Source organism: Clostridium sp. D33t1_170424_F3 (genome assembly GCF_015667585.1).
Lineage (GTDB): Bacteria > Bacillota > Clostridia > Oscillospirales > Acutalibacteraceae > Anaeromassilibacillus.
Genome location: NZ_JADPEG010000002.1, coordinates 218,032 through 239,463 on the forward strand (window position 1 = coordinate 218,032; position 21,432 = coordinate 239,463).

Consider the following 21,432-nt stretch of genomic DNA (forward strand, 5'->3'; position numbering starts at 1 on the left):
CTTTTTTCTGCAAAAAAGGGCGGCCCAACAGGCCGCCCTAAACTTATTGATTGTTGGAACAGAGATAATCCAGCTCCGCAACCGCCTCTCCGTTGCGGTAATAGACGCGCGGTACGCGCTTGCTGAGCAGGCAAACCAGCTCGTAACTGATGGTGTGATTGTACGCCGCCAATTCATCCACGGAGATCACCGCGTCGCCGTCGCGCCCAAAGAGGGTCACAACATCGCCTTCTTTCGCGTCCTTGATTGCGGTAACGTTGACCATCAGCTGGTCCATACATACCCGGCCGATGATCTTGGCCTTTTTGCCGCGAATCAGTACGCTGGCGCGGGTATACAGATGGCGGGAATAGCCGTCCGCATAGCCGACCGGCACGGTCGCCACCACCGTCTGCTTCTTAGTCGTATAGCGGCGTCCATAGCTGACGCTGGTCTGCGGCTCCACCGTTTTAATCATGGAAATGATTGACTTCAACTGCATCGCCGGGCGCAAATCGATCTTGTTCTTCACCTGTCCCGAGGGGTTCAGGCCGTAAAGGATGATGCCGGGGCGCACCATATCCAGCTGCGCGTCCGGATAGTCCAGCACGGCGGCGGAATTGGAACAGTGCTTGAGCGGGAAGGTGACGCCGCGCAGGGCGAGCTGGTCCACCAGCTTGCGGAAAAGATCCAGCTGCATCAGCGTGTAGCCGCAGCCGTCGTTCCCCTCGTCCGCAACGGCAAAGTGGGAAAAGATGCCCTCGGCTTCCAGTCCCTCCAGCCCGCAGACGTTGGCAATTTCCTCCACCGCTCCCGCATCACGCGACGGGTCCTGGAACATAAAGCCGATGCGGCTCATGCCGGTATCCACCTTGATGTGGGCGCGAACCGTCACACCGGCCTCCTGTGCGCAGGCGGCGAGGCGCTCCCCGTACTCTCTGGATAAAATGGCCTGCGCCACATCCATATTGCTCAGTTCCTTCGCCATTTCCGGCGGCGTATAGCCCAGCACCAGGATCGGCAGACCGATCTGCGCATTGCGCAGCTGGATCGCCTCCTCCAGATTGGAGACGGCGAACCAGTCCGCGCCCAGCTCCTCATATTCGCGCGCCAAAAGCTCCGCGCCGTGGCCATAGGCGTCCGCCTTGATGACGCAGCAGACCTTTGTTTCCGGCTTCAGCTGCTTTTTGATCTCTCTGAAATTGTGCGCAATGGCATCCAGGTCGATTTCCGCCCAGGTGCGTCTGAAAAAGTCGCTCATATTCTTACTTTACGCTCCCAAACTTTCTATTCTCTCTCAAATCGGACGCGCCGCGGCACATTCCTGCGTGGCGGCGCGTCTGGATTTTTATACGGCAGTGGGTTCCTTATTTAAAGTATGCCACACCGGATTCAAAAATACGCTGATCTTTTTCTCCCGGCACATTCAGGCAAATATTTTCGCCCCTGCGCTCGGAGTGACCCATCTTGCCGAGAATACGGCCGTCCGGGCTGGTGATTCCCTCGATCGCACAGACGGAGCCGTTCGGGTTCCAGGCGATGTCGCCGCTGGGATCTCCCTCCAGATCCACATACTGTGTGGCGACCTGCCCGTTCGCGATCAGCCTGGCCACATCCGCGTCGCTGGCCACAAAGCGGCCCTCGCCGTGGGAAACCGGCACGGTAAAGACGTCGCCCGCGTTTACACCGGAGAACCACGGGGACTTGACCGAGGTTACACGCGTGTAGACCATGCGGGATACGTGGCGGCCCAGCGTGTTGAACGTCAGGGTCGGCGCGTCCTCGCCCGGCTCCGTGATCTCGCCGTACGGCACCAGGCCCAGTTTAATCAGCGCCTGGAAGCCGTTGCAGATGCCCAGCATCAACCCGTCGCGCTTCTGCAGCAGCTCCGCGACCGCGTCCGCAATCTTCGGGTTGCGGAACGTGGTGGCGATGAACTTGCCGGAGCCGTCCGGCTCGTCGCCGCCGGAGAACCCGCCGGGCAGCATGATAATCTGCGCATTGCGGATGGCCTTCTCCATGCGGTCGATCGTGTACTCAATGTCGGAGGAGTGGAGGTTGCGCACCACCAGGACCTCCGCCTCCGCGCCGGCGCGCTCAAACGCACGGGCAGAATCGTACTCGCAGTTGGTCCCGGGGAAAACCGGGATGAACACGCGCGGCCTGGCTGCCTTGATCGCCGGCGCTTTTGTGTTGCGCTCCGTACAGAGCGGCACTTCCTCCGTCACGGCGACCGCGGGCGCGCCGTTCGGGAAGATTTTTTCCAGCGTGCCCGTCCAACGGCTGACCAGTTGATTCAGCGGCAGACGTTCTCCGCCAATAATGACCTCCGGGTTGGCGGTCGTCTCGCCCAGCAGGATCGCGGCGCTGTCACGGATCGGCACATCGTCCGCCAGCTCCGCGACAATGGAACCAGACAGCGGCGCAAATAAAACGCCCTCGTCCTCAATATCAAAGTCAAAACCGATCCCGTTGCCAAAGCACATCTTTGCAACGGCGGCCGCCGCGCCGCCCTCTTTGACGACGGACGCGGAAAGGATACTGCCGTCGGCGATCTTTTCACCGAGCACCGTATAGTACCGCTTCAGGCGCTCCCAGTTGGGCAGCATGGTTTTCGCATCCTCCGGCAGAGGCACCAGCACCACGCGGGAACCCGCCTTTTGGAACGCGGCGGATTTGGTTTTGCTTGCCTTTGTCATGCCGACCGCAAAACTGACCAGCGTGGGCGGCACGTCCATCTGCTCAAACGTGCCGGACATACTGTCCTTGCCGCCGATGGACGGCAGGCCCATGCCCAGCTGCGCGGAGAGCGCGCCCAGCAGCGCCGCAGCCGGTTTGCCCCAGCGCTTGGGATCGTTGCGGAGACGTTCAAAATATTCCTGGAAGGTCAGACGGCATTTCAGCGGGTCCGCCCCCACCACACAGAGCTTGGAAAGGCTCTCGACCACGGCATAGGCCGCGCCGTGGAACGGGGAGAACCGCGCGATCCCCGGGATGTAACCGTAGCTCATCACGGTCGCGTCGTCCGTTTCCCGGCTGCCCACCGGCAGCTTGGCCACCATGGCCTCTTCGGGGGTGAGCTGGTATTTGCCCGCGAACGGCATCAGCACGGTCGCCGCGCCGATGCTTGCGTCAAAGCGCTCCGCCAGGCCCTTCTGGCAGCAGACCTCCAGACGGGCAAGGTTGTCGCCAAACGCCTGCGCCAGCGGCTTATCCTTCAGGCAGTCCGGCACCAGCTTGCGGTAGTTTTGATCCGGGTTGGGCGCGGTGATCTCCACATCCGTGCGCTGGGTCACGCCGTTTGTATTCAGGAAGGAACGCGCAATGTCGACGATCACGTCGCCGCGCCACTCCATCCTGAGACGGGGAGACTCGGTCACAACGGCAACCACCTGCGCGTTGAGGTTTTCCTCTGCGGCGGCGGCGCGGAACGCGTCCACATCGCCGGGGGCCAGCACAACCGCCATGCGCTCCTGGGATTCGGAGATTGCCAGCTCTGTGCCGTCCAGTCCTTCATATTTTTTGGGGACTTTATTCAAATCAATTTCCAGACCGTCCGCCAGCTCGCCGATGGCGACGCACACGCCGCCCGCGCCGAAGTCGTTGCAGCGCTTGATCAGCCGGGAAACCTTCGGGTCGCGGAACAGGCGCTGAATTTTGCGCTCCGTGGGCGGGTTGCCCTTCTGAACCTCCGCGCCGCAGACCTCCACAGACTGCTCCGTGTGAGCCTTGCTGGAACCGGTTGCGCCGCCGATGCCGTCGCGTCCGGTGCTGCCGCCCAGCAGGACGATGATGTCGCCCGCCTTCGGCTCCTCGCGCACCACGTTGCTCTTCGGGGAAGCGCCGATGACCGCGCCGATCTCCATGCGCTTCGCCACATAGCCGGGGTCGTACAGTTCGGTGACCTGCCCGGTCGCCAGGCCGATCTGGTTGCCGTAAGAGCTGTAGCCGGAGGCCGCGCCCGTGGTAATTTTGCGGGTGGGCAGCTTGCCGTGCAGCGTCTCCTCAAACGGGAGGCACGGATTGCCGGAACCGGTCACGCGCATCGCCTGATAGACGTACGCCCTGCCGGAAAGCGGGTCGCGGATCGCGCCGCCCAGGCACGTGGCCGCGCCGCCGAACGGCTCAATCTCCGTCGGATGGTTATGCGTCTCGTTTTTAAACTGCACCAGCCAGGTTTCCTCTTTGCCGTCGATGGTCACAGGCACCTCGATGGAGCAGGCGTTGATCTCGTCGCTGACGTCGAGGTCCGGAATCTGGCCGCGCTTGCGCAGCAGCTTCATCCCGATGACCGCCATATCCATCAGGGAAACCGGGCGGTCCGTCTCGCCGTACACCTCGTCGCGGGCTTCATAGTAGGCCTTGAGCGCGTCTTCAATCGCGGAGCTGAGCGCGCCCTGCGCAATGGTAATGTTCTCCAGGCGTGTGGAGAAGGTGGTATGACGGCAGTGGTCGCTCCAGTATGTATCGATCACACGCAGTTCCGTGACGCTCGGGTCGCGGTTTTCCTGATCGCGGAAATAGTCGCGGCAGAATACCAGGTCCTCCAGCGTCATCGCAAAGCCCATGCTGTTGTAATAGTTTTTCATTTCCTCGTTGTCCCAGGCGATGAAGCCCTCAACGCGCGCCACGTCCGGCGGCACATCCGCCTGCATGTCCAGCGACTCCGGCTTCTCCAGGGAAGCCAGGCGGCTTTCCACCGGATTGACCAGATAATTCTGAATCCGGCCCAGCTTGTCCGCATCCAGGCTGCCCTTGAGGGCGATTACACGGGCGGTCAGCACCTGCGGGCGCTCGCCCTGTGTAAGCAGCTGCACGCACTGCGCGGCGGAATCCGCGCGCTGGTCGTACTGGCCGGGCAGGTACTCCATCGCAAAAACGGAATATCCCTTGGGCAGCGGATATTCCTCATCATAAATGGTATCCACATTCGGCTCCGAGAAGATGGTGCCGCGCGCGGCCTCAAATTCCATTTTGCTCAGTCCGGAAATGTCGTACCGGTTCAGTAATTTTAAATCTTCGACCGGCATTCCCAGATTTTCCACCAGATCAGCCTTCATGTGCTGCGCTTCCACGTCGAAGCCGGGTTTCTTTTCTACAAATACTCTGATGACGTCAGACATTGTCTCCCCCGTTTCCCTGTGCCGCCCCTTGCGCGGCGGACAGATTTTGATACGACTATCATAGCATATTTTGCCTTTGTAATAAAGAGTATCCAGCCATTTTAAAGAGACAGAGATACGCCCGCAAACTTCCAATAAATTGGTCAGGAAGCACGAAGTACCATGCAAAACCAATCGTTTCCCGTACATATTCGAATAAAAAGAGCGGAAAAATACGCAAAAAAGGTTTGACAGACACCGCTATACCCAGTAGACTGATAGCAGAGATTTCCAGCGTGATATCTAAGGGGACGGAACCCGTTTCCCGGCACAAAAAGGAGGCATCTACAACTTGGAAAAGCTGAAAGCTTATTTAAAAAACCCCTGCGACCAGACGCTGGACGCGCTGTGGGAGGATTCCGGTTCTCTGTTCTGGGTGGACTGGCGCGATTATGACGACGCCATCGTACAGTATGCAGACGGCTACCTGGAAGACGGGGACGCCGTCTCCGCACAGGTGCGCGATTCCAGCCTGGAGCGCGGCTTTGATATGGTCATCACCATGGGAGACAAACAGGTGACGGTTCCCTACGCGGATTCCCACGCCGACCGGGACACCACCCTCATCGCGCTGAGCGGTATTCTGGCGCCGAAGTACCAGCTGCGCTGGTTTATGGAGACGCTGGGCGGCGACACGCTCGCCTTCTGCCTGCTGCCCGCCGCCGCATGGGCGGAACTGGAACAGGAATACACCAAACCGGTTGTGGACTTCTATTTCCAGCCGGTTACACCGGAATCCAAAATGTTTGCGCTCTCGATGGATGAGGTGTGGAACCTGCTGGAAGCGCGGCGCGAGCAGAACCCGACGGCGTAATATGGAAGAGACGTTCTGTGTACAGGAGGCCGGACCGGGCGACCTGTACGATTTATTGCACCTGTATACGCACCTGCACGACTCCGCTCCATCCGGAACGGATGCGCAGGCCGCCCCGCTGTGGGAGCAAATCTGCGCCGACCCTTCCTATCATATATTGATCGTCCGGCTGGACGGACGAATCGTCTCCTCCTGCACGCTGGTGGTGATCCCCAACCTGACGCGCGGGCAGCGTCCGTACGCGTTGATTGAAAACGTCGTCACACACGGAGAATACCGCGGGCGGGGACTGGCTTCCCTGTGCCTGCGGCGCGCAGAAGCACTGGCGCGGCAGGCCGGCTGTTACAAACTCATGCTGCTGACCGGTTCCAGGGAGGAAAGCACCCTGCGCTTTTATGAAAGGGCCGGGTTTAACCGGAACGACAAGACGGCGTTTATCCAATGGCTGTAACTTCCGGCTTTCTCCGTTTGTTTTCCGCAATTTAAATTTGACACAAAAACAACGCCGCAGCTGCTGCTTTTGCAGCGTTCCGGCGTTGTTTTTTTGCATTGTTTAAACGATTTTGTATAGACCCTGATAAACGAAAATCGCCTTATAACTCTTGCAAGGGTTTCCCCGTTCCTGCTTGTATCTTTTCATATTGCCGCATAAGTTGATTTTGTTCGTGAGCTGCCATTTTAGCACCACAAATAAGACGATACACATGAGCACAGGGCCGTGTTACCACACCCACAAAGGCAGTTGAGGACTACCTTGTTCAATGTTATTATGTTGCGCATTTAAGATTCCATAAGCACTGCAAACAAAAACCTAAATTGATTCCGTAAAAATCACCCGTTTCTGTCTGCAACAATAAGCGAGATTTTTGCTTGTTGGAAATATCTCAAACCCTTACGCAAATAGAAATTTACTGGTTCGTTTTATCATTTCTCTTATTCAAGATAAACTGCTCTAAATTTATTTTATGGTTATACTTTATTGAAGCCATTTTATCCTTGTTAATGATATTGTCATTCATATCAATCCCATTTAATGCAGCAATCGCTACAGCATAATGTATCACGTCGGCCAATTCATTCCCCAGTTGCGCCTGCAAATCTTCCTTACCAGTTGATTTTCTTCCAGCCTTTTTGTTCAGAACCTCGGCCACCTCACCGATTTCTTCTACCAGCTTCATAAACAAGCTTTGGTCGATTCCATCATTTCTATAATGGTCAAACAAATATGCCTGTAGCTCTTCTATAGTAACTTTCACAACGCAACTCCTCCGTCAAATTCTACTTTGTCGATTTGTATACCATCTATCATAGCACCCAATATATGAATTCTTCAATGTTATTTTGAGTGCCTTAATCTCTGAAAAGTCAGTATTTGCAAGAGATTTCACAGTTCAAGGCTTTATGACACCCAAAAATTAAATGCTATTTTTTATTACATCAAGAAAATTGTTGAATTTTCCACCTCTGAATGTAACAAAAAATCCCTTTCTGCCGGGTTAACCGGAACATCCCTCAGAAACCGGAATGACATAGCTATTTTTTATGCCTCCGGATGCGTCTTCTGCCTTTGCAAATCCTCTGCCCTTTCCAAATTTATGCATCTAAACCTTTTACATGGTTCAGCAAAGCCAAAAAGCGGGGATTTCTCCCGCCGGTTCCTCAACTCTACTTTCTGTCGGTTGGCATTTACGCTAAAAGCTGGTATGCTGGATACAGAAAACCACCTGTCACACATAAAATCGCAGCAAACGGAGGAGCTTATGGACAATCAAAAATTTGGCGCATTCGTGGCTGAATTGCGCAAGGAGAAGCACTGGACACAGGCGGAGCTTGCACAAAAGCTGGGTGTGACCGACAAAGCCGTTTCCAAGTGGGAGCGGGGCGCCGGTTTTCCCGATATAAAACTGCTGGAGCCGCTGGCGGAAATACTGAATGTCAGCGTTCTGGAGCTGATGCAGGGGGAACACAGCATGGCGCCGGTAATTCCACAGGCGCAGGCGGTACGGGCTGTGCAGGATTCCTTCCGCCTGGTGGAGGTGGAACGGGAAAAACGAAACCGCAATATCCAATTGGTTTGCTGGCTGCTGGTACTCCTGCTGGGCCTCAGCATGATCTGCGGCTCCAACGGGTTGGGAATCTTTTTGAGCACCTCTCCCATATACAACGACGGCGGCTGGTTCTATGTCCATGCGGACGTCGCGCGCCTGCAATTGCCGATCATCGGCACCGGCTGCATCCTGACGGTGTGTTCCGGATTTTTCCTGTTTAAGCTGTTCCATAAAAGAGCATAGCATACCAGAACCAAACAGGCTCCCGGCGCGATCATGTGCACCGGGAGCCTGTCTTTGTTTTATTCGTTGGAATCCGGCATACCGTCTTTCCCATACAGGAACTCGCGCAGCAGCGCGCAGTTTTCCGGCAGATCCGGCACCAACACCATACCGCTGCCCTTGATGGTCTGGTCTTCATAGGTATCGGGATTCGGCACTGCCATGGTTTCCATCTCAAACCCCATCGCGGCGGGCGCCAAAGCCGCCAGCGCAAGCAGGTCGCCATCGCTCAGATTGGTTTCCACATAGGGCAGATAGTCGTAGATCAGCTTGCTGAACTCCACAGGGTTCAGCTCCCTCATGCGGGTTATCATTGCCTCAACCACCTGGCGCTGCCGTCCGGTGCGCCCAAAGTCGCTGTCCGTCGCGCGGATCCGCGCGTAGTAGAGGGCAAGGCGTCCATCCAGATGGTTGACGCCCTCGTGCAGGTTGCTGCCCATGTTTTTGTTTTCTTCTTTGGCCACCTTGTCCGACATATCGATGTCAATGCCGCCCATCTTATCGATGATCGCCTCAAAATTGTCAAAATCGACCGACACATATTTATCAATGTTGACGCGGAAATTGTTTTCAATCGTCTGCATCGTCAGCGCCGGGCCGCCGTGGGCATAAGCGGCGTTCAGTTTCGTCTTGCCGACTGTCGGGATTTCCAGATAGAGGTCGCGTAAAAAGGACACCAGACGAATTTTCTTCGTCTCATTGTCGATGGATACCAGCATCGTGGTGTCGGAACGGTGGCTGTTGCCGTCGTCCCCGTTGTCCGCGCCGATCAGCAGGATATTCGTCACGCCGTTCTTGGAGATGACGTCCCAGGAGGGCGCGGCCTCCGGCTGCTCCTCATACTGGGAGGTATCGATTTCAGGGCGGCTCAGGCGGCTCATCATCACGCCGGCATAGGCGGCGGCGCCCAGCACCATCACCAGCAGGACACAGACGAACGCCGTCAGAATTCTGGCGCCGCCGCGCTTCTTTTTTCCGCGCCGGCTTTTTTTCCGTTTCTGCGCGCTCTGCACAGCGGCGCGTTTGTTGCTGCTGCTGTAAATATCCCGATCCACATAATTGTAGCGGTCGATCTCCCCCTGATTGGAGCGGGGGCGTTTGCTGCTGCTGTAAATGTCGCGGGAGCCGCGCGGGGGAACATTTCTGTTGCTCATTTTTTCACTCCTAAGCCATCAAAGAGCTTTTTCATTCTTCCTTATATTCTCACGCTTCAAAGACAATACAACTTAGAACGTAAAAATCTTGCATCTTCTTTTGCGAATAATTTCTATTGTATTGCACAGGTGGGTTTCTGTCAACTTCCACAGCAGCCTGCAAACATAAGAATTAAGAATATTGTAACAATTCCCGGGCATAAAGGTACTATAATAGGAATCCAGAGCGCACCTATTGAAAAATCAAACAAATTCCATTAAAATAGGCTGGAGGAGTTTACATGCAGACAAAGAAAAAGCGCATGGCCCGTGCGGACCTACGCAAATGGATGATCCGAATCCTGGCAGCTTTTTGCGCGCTGCTCATTGCCGGTTCCGCGTTGGCTATGGCATTTCTGTAAATAAAGAGACTCCAGCGCCCATGCGTGATTGAAAGGAAGGGTTTTTATGTTTGGTAAAACAAAAAAAGACGTCACATTGTCCATTTTAGGCATGCATTGCGAGCACTGCGCGGCAAATCTGGAGCGTGCGCTCCTGGCGGCCGACGGTGTAAAAAAAGCCAAGGTGAGTTTTGCAAACAAAGCGGCGGAAGTTACCTACGATGAGTCGAAGATCGACCTTTCCGGAATTTCCAATGTGGTGAGCGAAGCCGGATACCAGTTGGGCGACTGACGCAGCATAACAAAACGGCGGGAAAGCGGAGCTTCAGCTCCACTTCCCGCCGTTTTTTGTTCCTCCCGCCCAATCCTGCCAGAATACCGCAACCCCTGCGGCAAGCAGGGCCAAAAGCAGCTGGCTGTCATACAACGGCGCCAGCCAAAACACCTGGCAGAGCGGCGTGCAGAGGAAGAACGCCAGCGCAAGAACCGTTGCCAGAACCGTCACCCACACGCCCGTTCCAGCCGCTCCCCCGGACAGCGAAAGGAACAGAATCGCAAAGAGCAGCGCTGCAAACCAGGTGCTGAGCGCCGGCAAAAGGCTGCCCGGATTCTGCCAAAGCACCGCAAGGAAAGAACCGAAGCAGGCCAGCCAGAGTGAAACGCCCCGCAGGACCCAGCCTTTTTTACTCGGCCGCTGTGTTCGGGACACAGAGGCCAGCAGACACGCCGCACCGGCGATAAACGCCAGCAGCACCACATACAGAAGCGGCAGCAGGAACGCACCGAACAAAGGAAACAGGACCGCCGAAAGAACCAGCGGGAGATGGATCGCTCCCAGCAATCCATCCGCCTGTCGGACAGCCCGGCAGGCACGCCTGCCCTCCTGCACGGCGTCCGCAAATGCGGAAAGCTTTCCGCCCAGCAGCACAATGTCCGTTCCATTCCACAAATCTCCGCTTCCCTGCCCGGCGACCGCCACCCGCAGATCGGCGTTTTTTAACGCGGCGGCACTGTATCCCACCGCGGCGGGGCTTTCTCCGCCCGCTTTCAGCGCTTCAACCACTTTCCGCTTTTCGCAGAAGCTGGCGCAATAGAATGCGCCGTGCTCCGGTTCTCCGGAGCCTGACGCCTCCTGCAGGCGGATCGTATGGAGCCCCGCCAGCCTGCACGCCGTAAATTCCTGCTCCGAATAGCCCTGCATCGATGCATATGCAATGAGCCCGATCAGGTGCAGCGGGAACTGTCCGACAGCATCTTTCCCATCCGCAGCGGCATAAGCGGCAACCTGCAAACCGCGCTTTTTCAGCTCTGTTTCCCGCTGCCGGACCGCCTCCTGTTCCGTATCCGTCAAAGAGCAATACGGCAGCAGCTCTGCCGCCGTCCCTGAAAATACCACCGTATCACGGCCGTTCAATTGTTTGACCTGCCCGGAAAGCTTACAGCCATTCGGGAAAACACAGGACAGAGCCGCTTCGCCCTCTTCCTTTAACAGTTCATACAGATTCTGTGTGTCGCCGTCCAACGCCCACAACGCGCGCACCGCCGTGCGGTCTGCAAAAGGGCAGCCGGTCTGGTCGACGCAAAGCGCTGTAACTTCCCCCAGCTTTTCCACCGCCGCCAGGTTCCTCACAGGCATTTGATTCTGCCGCAGACGCTCCGCGTGGAGGAAAAAAATCGCCGTATGCACCAGAGGCAGTTCCACCGGCAAAGCGGCGAGCGCAGCGGTCAGTCCGTATGCTGCCGCGCTGAGCAAACGGGTTTCCGTCCCTGCCAGCTTCCAGAACGCCAGCGCAAAGGCCAGCAGGAACGAAACAGCGGCAATCCCCAGACAGAAACGCAAGACCGCGCCGTCTCTCTTCTGCATGGCGGTGGGAGCCGGCAGATGCAGGCTTTGCGCATACACCGTTTCCACGCCGGTCTGTTCCACACGCAGCAGACCGCGTCCCTTCAGGATCTGGCTGCCCGCATAGCAGCAGTCCCCGGATGTTTCATCAGACGAAACGGCTTTTTTCACGTCTGTGTTTTCCCAGGGCAGGCTGGATTCGTCCACAGAAAGCCCGTCCGCGCGCAGCAGGATGCCGTCTGCGGGTACAGTCATGCCCTCGCAGAGAAGGATCAGATCCCCGGGCACCAGATCCGTCTGCATCACGCGCTGTTCCTTCCCTTCCCGGATCACAGGGACTGCCGGTGCATGCGCGCTTTCCCACAGGGCCGCGGTGCGCGACGCTCCCCATTCCAGAAGCGGCACGGTACAAACATATAAAACAGAAGCAGCAAACAGGACCGCCGCTCCAGTCAACTGCTCCAACAGCAGCAACACGCATGATGTCAGGAGCAAAAGCAGGGGGCCGGGCGTCCGGAGCCTGCGCCAGATCCGGTAAAGCACCCCGTTTTTATGTACGCGGTCCCAATCGTTTTTCCCGTGCAGCGTCTGCCGGATGCGGACCTGCTCCGCTGTCAGGCCATACGGTCGGTTCTCCCGGTTCGTCATCATCGTTCGCCCTCCCTCTTATCAAATGAATTCCCCTCTATACCAGAACAATGCAGTATATGCAGACACTTCCTGTCCTGTTCCAAAAGAAAAAAGATTACCGCGTATCAAACACGGTAATCTTTTTTGATGGAACTCTTTTATGGTTGTACCGGTATTTCAAATTCCTGTGCGCCGAACGCGCCGGGGGCGATCGCATACTTTTCAAACACCACCACAGGGTTGCCCTTTTGACTGATATAAAAATTTGTGTATTCATCCACCGTGGTAAATCCCTGCATGCCGTTGCTGCCGTCAAAATACGTTAACTCCGGGTCTGCCGTCAAACGCGCCTGCATCTGCCTCTTAATCTCGGCATTTGCAATCTGAACATAGTCGTCGCCCAACAGGTCGCGCAGCGTCAGCTTCCGCCCCTCTTTCAGATCCAGATTGTAGTAATACTGTACGCCATAGGCCCCGGACCAGTCTTCATCTGCGGATAAAACCAGGGAAAGACAGTCCTGCGACTCATATCTGACCGAATAATCTACGTTTACCTTGATATTTTTCTCTGCAAATTCCTCTTCTGTGCCTCCCGTCGCGAGAAACGCCTCTTTATACTCTGCGATGTGCTGCTCAGCTTCCTCTTCATACGCCTCTACAATCCGTTCGATTTCCGCGTTGACGTCCCCCACCAGTGCGGAGGACTCCCCCTCCTCCGTCTGAATTTGCGGTACGGCGATGTGCATGGATTTGTCATTGTCCTTCCAGCGATATTCCCGGAAAGTGAGCACCCGGGAAAGATCGCCCAAAACCGGAACCTTACTGACCGCCTCCGCAAACGCCTCGCTGGCATTCAATCCCGCGGTAAAGCAGAGCAGCACCACGGCGACAGCTGCAACAGCTTTGCGCCATTGCGTTTTCTTGGTTTTCACCGGCAGCGCCGTGACATTCTTTGGCACGCTTCGGATCGCGCCCGCTACTACCATGCCCAGCTCCATTGGAATTTCGATCCCGCTATAGACCCTTTGGGAATGAAGCACCTTCTGTTCCAGATTCATTGTGATACCTCCGTCAGACTTCTCTTCAGTTGTTTCAGGGCGGCGTAAAGCCGGTATTTGACTGTACTGAGCGACAAATTGGTCACCTTGGAAATCTCCTGCAGAGAGAGTCCCTCGTAAAACCGCAGCAGCACGACCGTCCGCTTTCCTTCCGGCAATTCAATCACCCGTTCATAAACTTCCAAATCCGATTCCCATTCCGGATCCGTTTGCTCCTGCTGCCTGTCCTGTTTCCATTGCAGCACTTCCGGTTCATACAGACGTTCCCGCCCGCTTTTGCGCAGATAGGTACAGCATTCGTTCACCAGAATCCGATAAAACCAGGTTTTCAGATACGCCTCGTTCCGCAGATCCTGATAGTGCTGAAGCGCCCGGACGATCGCATTCTGGATTGCATCCAGCGCGCCGTCCTTGCTGTGCACATAGCTGAACGCCAGGCGGTAAAACTTTTCCTGGTTTTCTGTGATGAACGCCACCAGTTCTTCACGCAGTTCCATGTCATCCCTACTCTCATTCCACTTTACCATTTAGACGATTGACCTGTATCGTAAGTCTGACACTTTTTTATTACATTAAAAAATTGTCAGATGTTTCACTTTTAAATGTAACAAAAAATCCGTTTCTGCCAGGTGAATCGAAAAGCGCTCAGAAACCGGGGAAATCCAGCTTTTCTTATGATAATCAGGATAAAAAGCATGAGGATTTTATCTTTTCTCTTTTGGTTTTTTCTTTAATTTTAAGAGCACGCCGCGTTCCGCGGCCATAGCCTGAAACAAACAGACCGCAAGGGCGGATCCTTCCTTTATCTCCATCGCATCCGTCTCCTGCTCCTGGATTTGTTCCATGACGGCCCGCACATCCCGCAGCGGCAGAAGATTGACCGCCAGGCAGAAAAAGCTCTTGCGCCTTCCGTCGTTGTACTGGGCCAGCAGACGTTCCAATATCTGCGTTTTTTCATGCAGCTCATCCAAGTACGCATCCAAACCGGTTTCCCTCACCCGTTCAAAGTCCTGTTTCTGTGTTTGATGTGTTAAAAAGCTGTCATATTCTGCAAAGCTCCGGTATTTTTCGCAGGGGTATTGCTCGCATTGAAAGCAGAATTCCACGCCGCCATGCTGTAGGCTGCAAGTGACAATGGCACATTTCTGGTGCCCCTCCCCGCCGCCGCATCCGGGACACCCGTTCTTCATATGGTGGATGGGACACAGGCCGCAGTTCAGGCCGCAAAGCGCAAAACAGGGATGCTGTCTTTGATAGTTTTTCATTTCTTCCCCCTCATTCCAAAAGCAGTTTTTGTTTATACTCTAAAGCCGAATATTTACACTGTCAAGACAAACCATATATTGTCAACTGTCAAAGACCGCTCCACGCGAAGAAAACCCCCGGACTGCCGCATCCGGGGGTTCTCTTCATCTATTCATTTTACCAGGAGGCAAACTCTCTTGTATTATACAAATAGTATACTCTTTTATGCAACCTCTTCCGGTTCCTCATTCTCTTCCTTTTTGGGAATCTGTTTGGGAACCGTCATCCGCATCACCACAACCGTGATGTCGTCGTCATGGCCGTCGGACCTTCTGGCAACCGCGCTTTCCACCAGCTCATCCGCCAAATCCTGCGCATCCTGTCCCTGCCACTGCTCGACCGCTGCGCAGATCCACTCGTCGCCCGCTGCGAGCGCGCCGTCGCTCATCATGACGAGCAGGTCGCCCTCTTCCAGACTTTCATTGGCCTTGGCAAACCGGGTTTCGTTGAGGATGCCAACCGGCAGAGAGGGCGCGTCCACGCGCTTGGCCTGCCCGTTCCTGCGCAGAATGGTAATCGGCGCGCCCGCTTTGCGCACCTCCAGACTGCCGCTGAACAGATCGAGAACCGCCATGTCCACCGTCGCCAGGGACTCGTCCCCACTTTTGACCACCAGTGCGGAATTGACGATTTTCAGCGAGGTATCAAAGCCGATGCCCGCTTTAATCAACTGGGAGAGGATGCCGCTCGCCATTGCGCCGTCCACCGCGGCTCTGCCGCCCGAACCCATACCGTCGCTGATGATCGCCACCTGCCGTCCGCAGCCGTCGTTGAACAGCGAATAGCTGTCTCCGCAGAGCTGGCCGTTGCCGCAGACATGCTGGGCGCAGCCGGTCTGTACCCGGTATATGGGCCGCTCGCTCATCTGCATGCGGCACTTTCCCTGCGCCGTGCTGATGCAGGGCGTCTCAAACAATTTTCCGCACGCGCGGGAAATTTCCTTCATCAGAGCGCCGCGGTTCATCCGCAGCCGCTCCACCTGCATGGCTTCGACCTCAATGGACATGCGGTTGAACTGATCCACCCGGCAGCTCACTTCGATCGGCGTGACGCCCGCCGTGCGCAAAACCTCCGCCACCCGCTGGGCCGCGGCAAAGTCAAACCGTTCAAATAACTCCATCTCGCCCGCCATATCCTCCAGCATGCGGCTGGTGGTGGTAAACTGCGTTGCCACCATGCTGCGCACCTGCGCCAGACGGCCCTCCACAGCCTCCCGCATACTGAATTCCGCGTAATTTTTATTTACGCTGTCCACGATTTCTCCCAGACGGCTGCAATGCGTGGCGAACTGCGGGCAGAAGTCGGTGCGGTCGATCCGGCTGCGTTTGCGCAGTTTCAAAGTCAGGTCGTTAAAAGCGTTCATGCTGTCGCTGTAATTGCGCTCCCAGCAGTACACCTTCAGGCCGCAGCCCATACAGGTTTCGTCGATGGCACGCTTGTACACGCCGTTAATGTCCGGCGCACAGGTGGCGCAGAGCTTGCGGCTGACCTCCTCCACGGATTCGGAAACGCCACTGAGCGCTTTGGCCGCATAGTCGAGCTTCATAATGACGGAGCGGCGCAGGCCGTCCGTCCTGGGACGGTCGTCCCCGCTGGAAAGCATGCCCACCAGACGGTTCCCCGCATCCTTGGGTAAAACCATAAAGAGAATGGATGCCGCCATAACCTCATACAGCCCGTTGACCACCGCCGCCTGGTTGCCCACCTGCAGGGAAGCGACGCCGTTGGCAATGACAAAGGCGACCGCGGAGGCCAGCCGCCCCACCGGCGAGAACACGCCCGCCATCAGGCCGCCCAGCGCATACGCGCCGGAAAGGTAATTCAGTCCGGAGGTGGAAAGGCTGAACAGCGTCCCCACCGCGATGCCGGAGATGCCGCCGCCCGCTACGCCGCCGTATTTGGCGGCAAACAGAATCCCCACCACCGCAATGATATGTCCTGCGGAAATCCCGCCCAGCGTCAAATCAGAAAGCGCCAGCAGCAGCACGCCCATCGAGAGCAGTGCGCAGGCGACCTCCTGCCCGCTCAGCCCCGAAATCCCGCGGCGGGAACCGAGCGCCGAAGCGGCATGCGACATAAAATAGGCCGCACCGCCCGCCAGCAGGGATTCCGCTAAATACATTGCGGTTGCCATTGAGGTGGAGCCGTTGACCATCGCCAGCGCCATGCCGGTACAGAAGGTCGGCAAAAAGGCCGTCAGCGGTGCAAAAACCGGATGCTGACGGATCCGGACCAGATCGTTCATGGTCCAGCGGATCGCGGCTGCGGCAAGGATGGCCGCCAAATAGTGAATGGGAATCCCCACGGAAGAGGGAAGCAGATACCCGATCGCACAGCCCAGCACGGTGCTCCACATGCTGTGGTACGGCGCCGCCGCCACCGCCGCCACGCCAAAAGGCGCGTATTTTCCGAATACGACGCCGCGCGCGCTGAGCAGGCCGATTGCAAAAAAGATCAGCTGCCGTCCCACGGCTTTGGCCGTCGGCAGCAGGACCGCCATCCAGTTTTCCAGTTCCGCCCGCCGGTTGGGCGCGGAGACCGGCGGCTGTCCCCCCGCGCCCTCCGGGACCTGTGCCGCCGCTTTTTCTCTTATCATGGTTACCGCTCTCCTTTTGTCAGGGTCTCCCGCCATACTGCTTGTACATTTTTCGGGGTCATTGCGAACATTATACAATAAGTATATGGAATGTTTTGTCACAACGTAGTGTAATATTCTGCGCTTTCCCGTCGGAGAGCAGTACGTGGCTTCACAGAGAAACAGCCGTGCATCCATAAAATTATAGACACACGGCTGTTTCAAATTATTTTTTGCCAATATATTTTATTAAGATCGATATGACCAGTCCCAGCGCAATGACAATTTCAACGCGGATAATCTGGTCAAGTATATTGGGAGTCATAAAATCACCTTGCCTACCTTCAGATAGTTAGTAGACATAACTACCACCAGTACTGTAAATTTCAAAAATGGCAGCTCCACTATCATAATAAATATTTGTTCCGCCAGTTACAGAGGCTGTTTCCTGTTCAATATCAAAAGAAAAATTTAAAGCATAGGTTCTGCCACCATCCAATAGTTTTTTATCATAATATTGGTAAGTAATTGTGTTTTTTGTTCCAGAGGTACTGTTCGCATTAACTCTGGCACTTACTAATTTGCCAATATCTGTCGAAGTAGTATTACTGGTCGTTGCGGAAAAAACTAGTTTTACTGATTCATTCAAACCTGAAAAGCTAAATTTTTCCGATGCGCTATAAGTTTTAGTAGCGCGTGGAGAAATACTAAATTCATCGCTTTGGTCTGGAAGAGAAACGGCATCCACGCCTCTTGTTTCAATTAAATGCTGGAAATACGCATCTGCTTCTTCTTTTGTCATAATAGGCGTAGCAACAACGGTATAGTCTTCATCTTGATACACAATTTCTTTTTCTGTCTCTACCACATCAGATACAGGAGCAGCAAAACCTGTTACCCCCATAGACAAGACAACTACCATTACCAATAAAATGCTCACAAGTTTTTTCATACTAAACAACCTCCTTATTTTACAATTTTAATATTTAGATTGTACAATCTACTAATATTATAGACTATAAAGAAATAAAATCAATCATATTTCTATACAATAATTCTTTTTGTTTATTGTCCGAAATCGACAAATCACAACAATTCTATATAAATATTATTTATAATCACTATACCTCCTGCCAAACGGCGGAACCCTCCCCAGCTGCAAACCAGTCGGAAAGCGTCTGATAAAAACGCAGGATTCCCCGGTTCCCAAACCAGCCCACGCCGCAGGGGATTTCCGGCTCCCTCCAGGGGCGAATCCGCATATTCCCATCGGAAGAAACATCGTATACCAGAATCCCCGGTGTGCCGCTCTCCTCTTCATAATAAATGGAAAGCCAGAAATAGGTCGTCACGGTTGTTGATGAGTTGGAACCAAACAATTTTATCCGCCGGTTGACAGGGAATTCCCGCAACAGCGCGAGGATCCGTTCCACCTCCGCCGGATCGCTCGTGGAAATTGTCTCCGTCTGGGAACCGCCATCCGCGCCGGGCACGGAGACAATCCGCGAAATGGTGATTTTTTGGATCTTTCTCTTTTCCAGTAAATCATCCGGTGAAAGCGGGCGGGTGCACCACAGGAAGAGCAGGACACACAGCAAAAGCAGAATAAAGATCATTGCATATGGAAGCTTTTTATGATGTAAAAATTGACTTAAAGCGCCACTCTTCATCCAATATTCCTCCTTTTGTATTATGTTAAGAAAATCATAAGCGTTTATAAGAGAAAAGACAACCTGTTTTTGGAGAAAAATATTCACGCAGTCTGGTGAACAACATTTTTTTGAAGCTCGTATTTGTACTTGGAAGCCTCCCTTCTCCACATCCCAGCCTTTACGGAAAAGGGAAATTATGATAAACTTAGCAATATATGAAATTGTGAAAGGATCCTGTGTTATGGACTATCGTTTTTCCGATCGCGTGCAGACGCTCAAGCCGTCTGCGATCCGCGAAATCTTCAAGTATGCCGCCGACCCCACCGTGGTCTCCCTTTCCGCCGGCAATCCGGCGCCGGAGGCGTTCCCGGCCAAAGAAATTTCTGAAATTTCCGCCCGCATTCTGCTGGAGCATCCGATTGATGCGCTGCAGTACGGCCTGACGGAGGGCTACGTGCCGCTGCGCCAGCATGTCTCCGCCTATATGAAGGAAAAGCACAATGTGGGCCGCGATTTTGACGACATCCTCATTACCTCCGGCGCACAGCAGGTCATGGACCTGTTTACAAAATCCCTGTGCAACGAGGGCGACGTCGTCCTGTGCGAAGCGCCGAGCTTTATCGGCTCGCTGAATACGTTCCGTTCCTATAACGCCCGCCTGCGCGGCGTCCCGATGGACGCCGACGGCATGAATATGGACGCTCTGGAGCAGGCGCTCAAAGAAGAAAAGAACGCCAAATACATCTATACCATTCCGAATTTCCAAAATCCCTCCGGCATCACCATGAGCCTGGAGAAGCGCAAACAGCTTTACGCGCTAGCGAAGCAATATAACGTCCTGATTCTGGAGGATAACCCGTACGGCGACCTGCGCATCAAGGGCGACTATATTCCAACAATCAAATCCATGGACGAGGACGGCATCGTCGTCTACGCGGGCACCTTCAGCAAGGTGATCTCTCCCGGCATGCGCGTGGGCTATGCGATCGCGCCGAAAGACCTGCTGCAGAAGATGATCGTCTGCAAACAGGGCGCGGACGTGCACACCTCCATGTGGAGCCAGATTATCTGCGATGAATTCATCACCAAATACGATTTTGAGGCGCATCTGGAACACCTGCGCGAACTGTACCGTGCAAAATCCGCGCTCGCCCTCCGCAAGATGGACGAATGCCTGGTCCCCAACAAGATTACATACAACCCGTTCGAAGGCGGCCTTTTCATGTGGTGCACCCTGCCGGACGGTGTGGATATGCCCACGTTCTGCAAGCAGGCGGTGCTGCGCAAGGTCTGCGTCGTGCCAGGCAACGCGTTCCTGACCGACGAAAGCGCGCCCTGCCAAAGCTTCCGCATCAACTATTCCACCCCGACGGACGAACAGCTCGTCAAGGGCATCGAGATTCTTGGCCAGCTCGCCAAGGACGTGCTGTAAGGAGGGCTCCATGGAACAAAGTACCGAACGTAAAAAGGTCATATTCAGCGCGATACAGCCAAGCGGCACCATTACCCTGGGCAACTATCTGGGCGCGCTGAAAAACTGGACGGCGATGCAGGATGAGTTCAACTGCATTTTCGCCCTTGCGGATCTGCACACCATTACCGTGCGGCAGGAACCCGCCAAATTCCGCCACAACATCCTGGAGGCCTACGCCCTGCTGCTGGCCTGCGGCGTAGACCTGGACAAAAGTATTTTCTTTATGCAGAGCCATGTTCACACACACGCGGAGCTGGCCTGGATTTTAAATTGCTACACGCAGTTCGGCGAGCTGTCCCGCATGACGCAGTTTAAGGATAAATCCGCCAAGCACGCGGACAACATCAACGCGGGCCTGTTCACTTATCCGGCCCTGATGGCGGCGGACATTCTGCTGTACCAGGCGGATCTGGTTCCCGTCGGGGCGGACCAGAAGCAGCATTTGGAGCTGACCCGCAACATCGCGGAACGCTTCAACGGCCTGTACAGTCCCACCTTTGTAGTGCCGGACCCGTACATTCCGAAAAATGGCGCGCGTGTGATGTCCCTGCAGGATCCGTCCCGCAAGATGAGCAAATCCGACGAAAACGCCAACAGTTATGTCGCGCTGCTGGATCAGCCGGAGGATATTCTGCGCAAATTCAAGCGGGCTGTCACAGACAGCGAGGCAAGCGTCCACTACGCGGAGGGCAAGGACGGCGTAAACAACCTGATGGGCATTTATTCCTCCATCACCGGCCGCACCTTTGAGCAGATTGAACAGGAATTCGCAGGCAAGGGCTACGGCGATTTCAAAACCGCTGTTGGCGAGGCCGTGGTTGAACACCTGCGCCCCATCCAGGAGCGGTACGCGGATTACATCAAAAACAAGGATTACCTGCAGCAATGTTACCGTGACAGCGCGGAAAAAGCGCTGGCGATTTCGATCCGCACCCTGCGCAAGGTCATGAAAAAAATCGGCTATGTACAATAATTCTCTTTCCATCATATAACATAAGAATGCCCGCGAAATCCGTATTCATTGGATTTCGCGGGCATTTTCCTATGGTTTCAGAGCTGCTTTTCGTTTTTTGCAA

General features: G+C 55.0%; 17 protein-coding genes. 6 read left to right on the forward strand and 11 right to left on the reverse strand.

Features of this window, described 5'->3' with window-relative positions:
- Positions 1 to 43: 43 nt before the first annotated feature.
- On the reverse strand, positions 44 to 1,240 hold the full coding sequence (alr, locus tag I4V53_RS02420; protein ID WP_195983796.1) for an alanine racemase: 1,197 nt from the start codon (positions 1,238 to 1,240) through the stop codon (positions 44 to 46).
- 106 nt (positions 1,241 to 1,346) lie between these two features.
- The gene (locus I4V53_RS02425; protein WP_195983797.1) at positions 1,347 to 5,102 is read right to left on the reverse strand and encodes a phosphoribosylformylglycinamidine synthase; all 3,756 of its coding nucleotides are present in this window, start codon (positions 5,100 to 5,102) and stop codon (positions 1,347 to 1,349) included.
- Positions 5,103 to 5,433: 331 nt separating this feature from the next.
- Here I4V53_RS02425 and I4V53_RS02430 point away from each other — a divergent pair, with 331 nt between their 5' ends.
- Both I4V53_RS02430 and I4V53_RS02435 read left to right on the forward strand, forming a co-directional pair.
- Positions 5,434 to 5,955, forward strand: coding sequence for a glutathione reductase (locus I4V53_RS02430; RefSeq protein ID WP_195983798.1), 522 nt, complete (start codon positions 5,434 to 5,436; stop codon positions 5,953 to 5,955).
- A gap of 1 nt (position 5,956) precedes the next feature.
- Positions 5,957 to 6,406 carry a GNAT family N-acetyltransferase gene (locus I4V53_RS02435; protein ID WP_195983799.1) on the forward strand — a complete coding sequence of 150 codons (450 nt, stop codon included), beginning with the start codon at positions 5,957 to 5,959 and terminating at the stop codon, positions 6,404 to 6,406.
- A gap of 457 nt (positions 6,407 to 6,863) precedes the next feature.
- Here the strand turns inward: I4V53_RS02435 and I4V53_RS02440 are convergent, their stop codons facing one another.
- On the reverse strand, positions 6,864 to 7,211 hold the full coding sequence (locus tag I4V53_RS02440) for a MazG nucleotide pyrophosphohydrolase domain-containing protein (RefSeq protein ID WP_195983800.1): 348 nt from the start codon (positions 7,209 to 7,211) through the stop codon (positions 6,864 to 6,866).
- Between the two features lie 504 nt (positions 7,212 to 7,715).
- On the opposite strand from I4V53_RS02440, the gene I4V53_RS02445 reads away from it, so the two are divergent.
- Positions 7,716 to 8,246 carry a helix-turn-helix domain-containing protein gene (locus I4V53_RS02445; RefSeq protein ID WP_195983801.1) on the forward strand — a complete coding sequence of 177 codons (531 nt, stop codon included), beginning with the start codon at positions 7,716 to 7,718 and terminating at the stop codon, positions 8,244 to 8,246.
- Between the two features lie 59 nt (positions 8,247 to 8,305).
- Here I4V53_RS02445 and I4V53_RS02450 read toward each other — a convergent pair whose 3' ends face one another.
- Positions 8,306 to 9,439 (reverse strand): LCP family protein, encoded by a 1,134-nt coding sequence (locus I4V53_RS02450; protein ID WP_195983802.1) that lies wholly within the window; start codon positions 9,437 to 9,439, stop codon positions 8,306 to 8,308.
- 447 nt (positions 9,440 to 9,886) lie between these two features.
- Here I4V53_RS02450 and I4V53_RS02455 point away from each other — a divergent pair, with 447 nt between their 5' ends.
- On the forward strand, positions 9,887 to 10,111 hold the full coding sequence (locus I4V53_RS02455; RefSeq protein ID WP_050697246.1) for a heavy-metal-associated domain-containing protein: 225 nt from the start codon (positions 9,887 to 9,889) through the stop codon (positions 10,109 to 10,111).
- Between the two features lie 33 nt (positions 10,112 to 10,144).
- Here the strand turns inward: I4V53_RS02455 and I4V53_RS02460 are convergent, their stop codons facing one another.
- From I4V53_RS02460 to I4V53_RS02490, 7 genes are all read right to left on the reverse strand, one after another.
- Entirely contained in the window at positions 10,145 to 12,313 is a 2,169-nt protein-coding gene (locus I4V53_RS02460) for a P-type ATPase actuator domain-containing protein (RefSeq protein WP_195983803.1), read from the reverse strand.
- 137 nt (positions 12,314 to 12,450) lie between these two features.
- A complete protein-coding gene (locus I4V53_RS02465) occupies positions 12,451 to 13,350 on the reverse strand; it encodes an RsiV family protein (protein WP_286166999.1) in 900 nt (299 codons plus the stop codon).
- Positions 13,347 to 13,847: an RNA polymerase sigma factor gene (locus tag I4V53_RS02470; RefSeq protein WP_195983804.1), complete on the reverse strand. Its 501-nt coding sequence runs from the start codon at positions 13,845 to 13,847 to the stop codon at positions 13,347 to 13,349. The genes I4V53_RS02465 and I4V53_RS02470 overlap by 4 nt, the downstream gene beginning before the upstream one ends.
- Positions 13,848 to 14,054: 207 nt before the next feature.
- Positions 14,055 to 14,615, reverse strand: a complete 561-nt coding sequence (locus I4V53_RS02475; RefSeq protein ID WP_195983805.1) for a DUF3795 domain-containing protein — start codon at positions 14,613 to 14,615, stop codon at positions 14,055 to 14,057.
- A gap of 203 nt (positions 14,616 to 14,818) precedes the next feature.
- A complete protein-coding gene (locus tag I4V53_RS02480) occupies positions 14,819 to 17,251 on the reverse strand; it encodes a SpoIIE family protein phosphatase (RefSeq protein WP_286167000.1) in 2,433 nt (810 codons plus the stop codon).
- 331 nt (positions 17,252 to 17,582) lie between these two features.
- Positions 17,583 to 18,182 carry a hypothetical protein gene (locus I4V53_RS02485; protein ID WP_195983806.1) on the reverse strand — a complete coding sequence of 200 codons (600 nt, stop codon included), beginning with the start codon at positions 18,180 to 18,182 and terminating at the stop codon, positions 17,583 to 17,585.
- A gap of 169 nt (positions 18,183 to 18,351) precedes the next feature.
- Entirely contained in the window at positions 18,352 to 18,900 is a 549-nt protein-coding gene (locus I4V53_RS02490; RefSeq protein ID WP_195983807.1) for a hypothetical protein, read from the reverse strand.
- A 223-nt stretch (positions 18,901 to 19,123) separates the two neighbouring features.
- Here I4V53_RS02490 and I4V53_RS02495 point away from each other — a divergent pair, with 223 nt between their 5' ends.
- On the forward strand, positions 19,124 to 20,314 hold the full coding sequence (locus I4V53_RS02495) for an aminotransferase-like domain-containing protein (RefSeq protein ID WP_195983808.1): 1,191 nt from the start codon (positions 19,124 to 19,126) through the stop codon (positions 20,312 to 20,314).
- A gap of 10 nt (positions 20,315 to 20,324) precedes the next feature.
- The gene (gene trpS / locus I4V53_RS02500; protein WP_195983809.1) at positions 20,325 to 21,329 is read left to right on the forward strand and encodes a tryptophan--tRNA ligase; all 1,005 of its coding nucleotides are present in this window, start codon (positions 20,325 to 20,327) and stop codon (positions 21,327 to 21,329) included.
- The last annotated feature ends 103 nt before the right edge of the window (positions 21,330 to 21,432 follow it).

Bases quoted from the DNA above. Each gene is read 5' to 3' on its own strand.
- I4V53_RS02495 (WP_195983808.1), top strand. From the start codon at position 19,124: ATGGACTATCGTTTTTCCGATCGCGTGCAGACGCTCAAGCCGTCTGCG.
- I4V53_RS02480 (WP_286167000.1), bottom strand. From the start codon at position 17,251: ATGATAAGAGAAAAAGCGGCGGCACAGGTCCCGGAGGGCGCGGGGGGA.
- alr (WP_195983796.1), bottom strand. From the start codon at position 1,240: ATGAGCGACTTTTTCAGACGCACCTGGGCGGAAATCGACCTGGATGCC.
- I4V53_RS02455 (WP_050697246.1), top strand. From the start codon at position 9,887: ATGTTTGGTAAAACAAAAAAAGACGTCACATTGTCCATTTTAGGCATG.
- trpS (WP_195983809.1), top strand. From the start codon at position 20,325: ATGGAACAAAGTACCGAACGTAAAAAGGTCATATTCAGCGCGATACAG.
- I4V53_RS02475 (WP_195983805.1), bottom strand. From the start codon at position 14,615: ATGAAAAACTATCAAAGACAGCATCCCTGTTTTGCGCTTTGCGGCCTG.
- I4V53_RS02450 (WP_195983802.1), bottom strand. From the start codon at position 9,439: ATGAGCAACAGAAATGTTCCCCCGCGCGGCTCCCGCGACATTTACAGC.
- I4V53_RS02445 (WP_195983801.1), top strand. From the start codon at position 7,716: ATGGACAATCAAAAATTTGGCGCATTCGTGGCTGAATTGCGCAAGGAG.
- I4V53_RS02460 (WP_195983803.1), bottom strand. From the start codon at position 12,313: ATGATGACGAACCGGGAGAACCGACCGTATGGCCTGACAGCGGAGCAG.
- I4V53_RS02435 (WP_195983799.1), top strand. From the start codon at position 5,957: ATGGAAGAGACGTTCTGTGTACAGGAGGCCGGACCGGGCGACCTGTAC.
- I4V53_RS02425 (WP_195983797.1), bottom strand. From the start codon at position 5,102: ATGTCTGACGTCATCAGAGTATTTGTAGAAAAGAAACCCGGCTTCGAC.
- I4V53_RS02465 (WP_286166999.1), bottom strand. From the start codon at position 13,350: ATGAATCTGGAACAGAAGGTGCTTCATTCCCAAAGGGTCTATAGCGGG.
- I4V53_RS02470 (WP_195983804.1), bottom strand. From the start codon at position 13,847: ATGGAACTGCGTGAAGAACTGGTGGCGTTCATCACAGAAAACCAGGAA.
- I4V53_RS02485 (WP_195983806.1), bottom strand. From the start codon at position 18,182: ATGAAAAAACTTGTGAGCATTTTATTGGTAATGGTAGTTGTCTTGTCT.
- I4V53_RS02490 (WP_195983807.1), bottom strand. From the start codon at position 18,900: ATGAAGAGTGGCGCTTTAAGTCAATTTTTACATCATAAAAAGCTTCCA.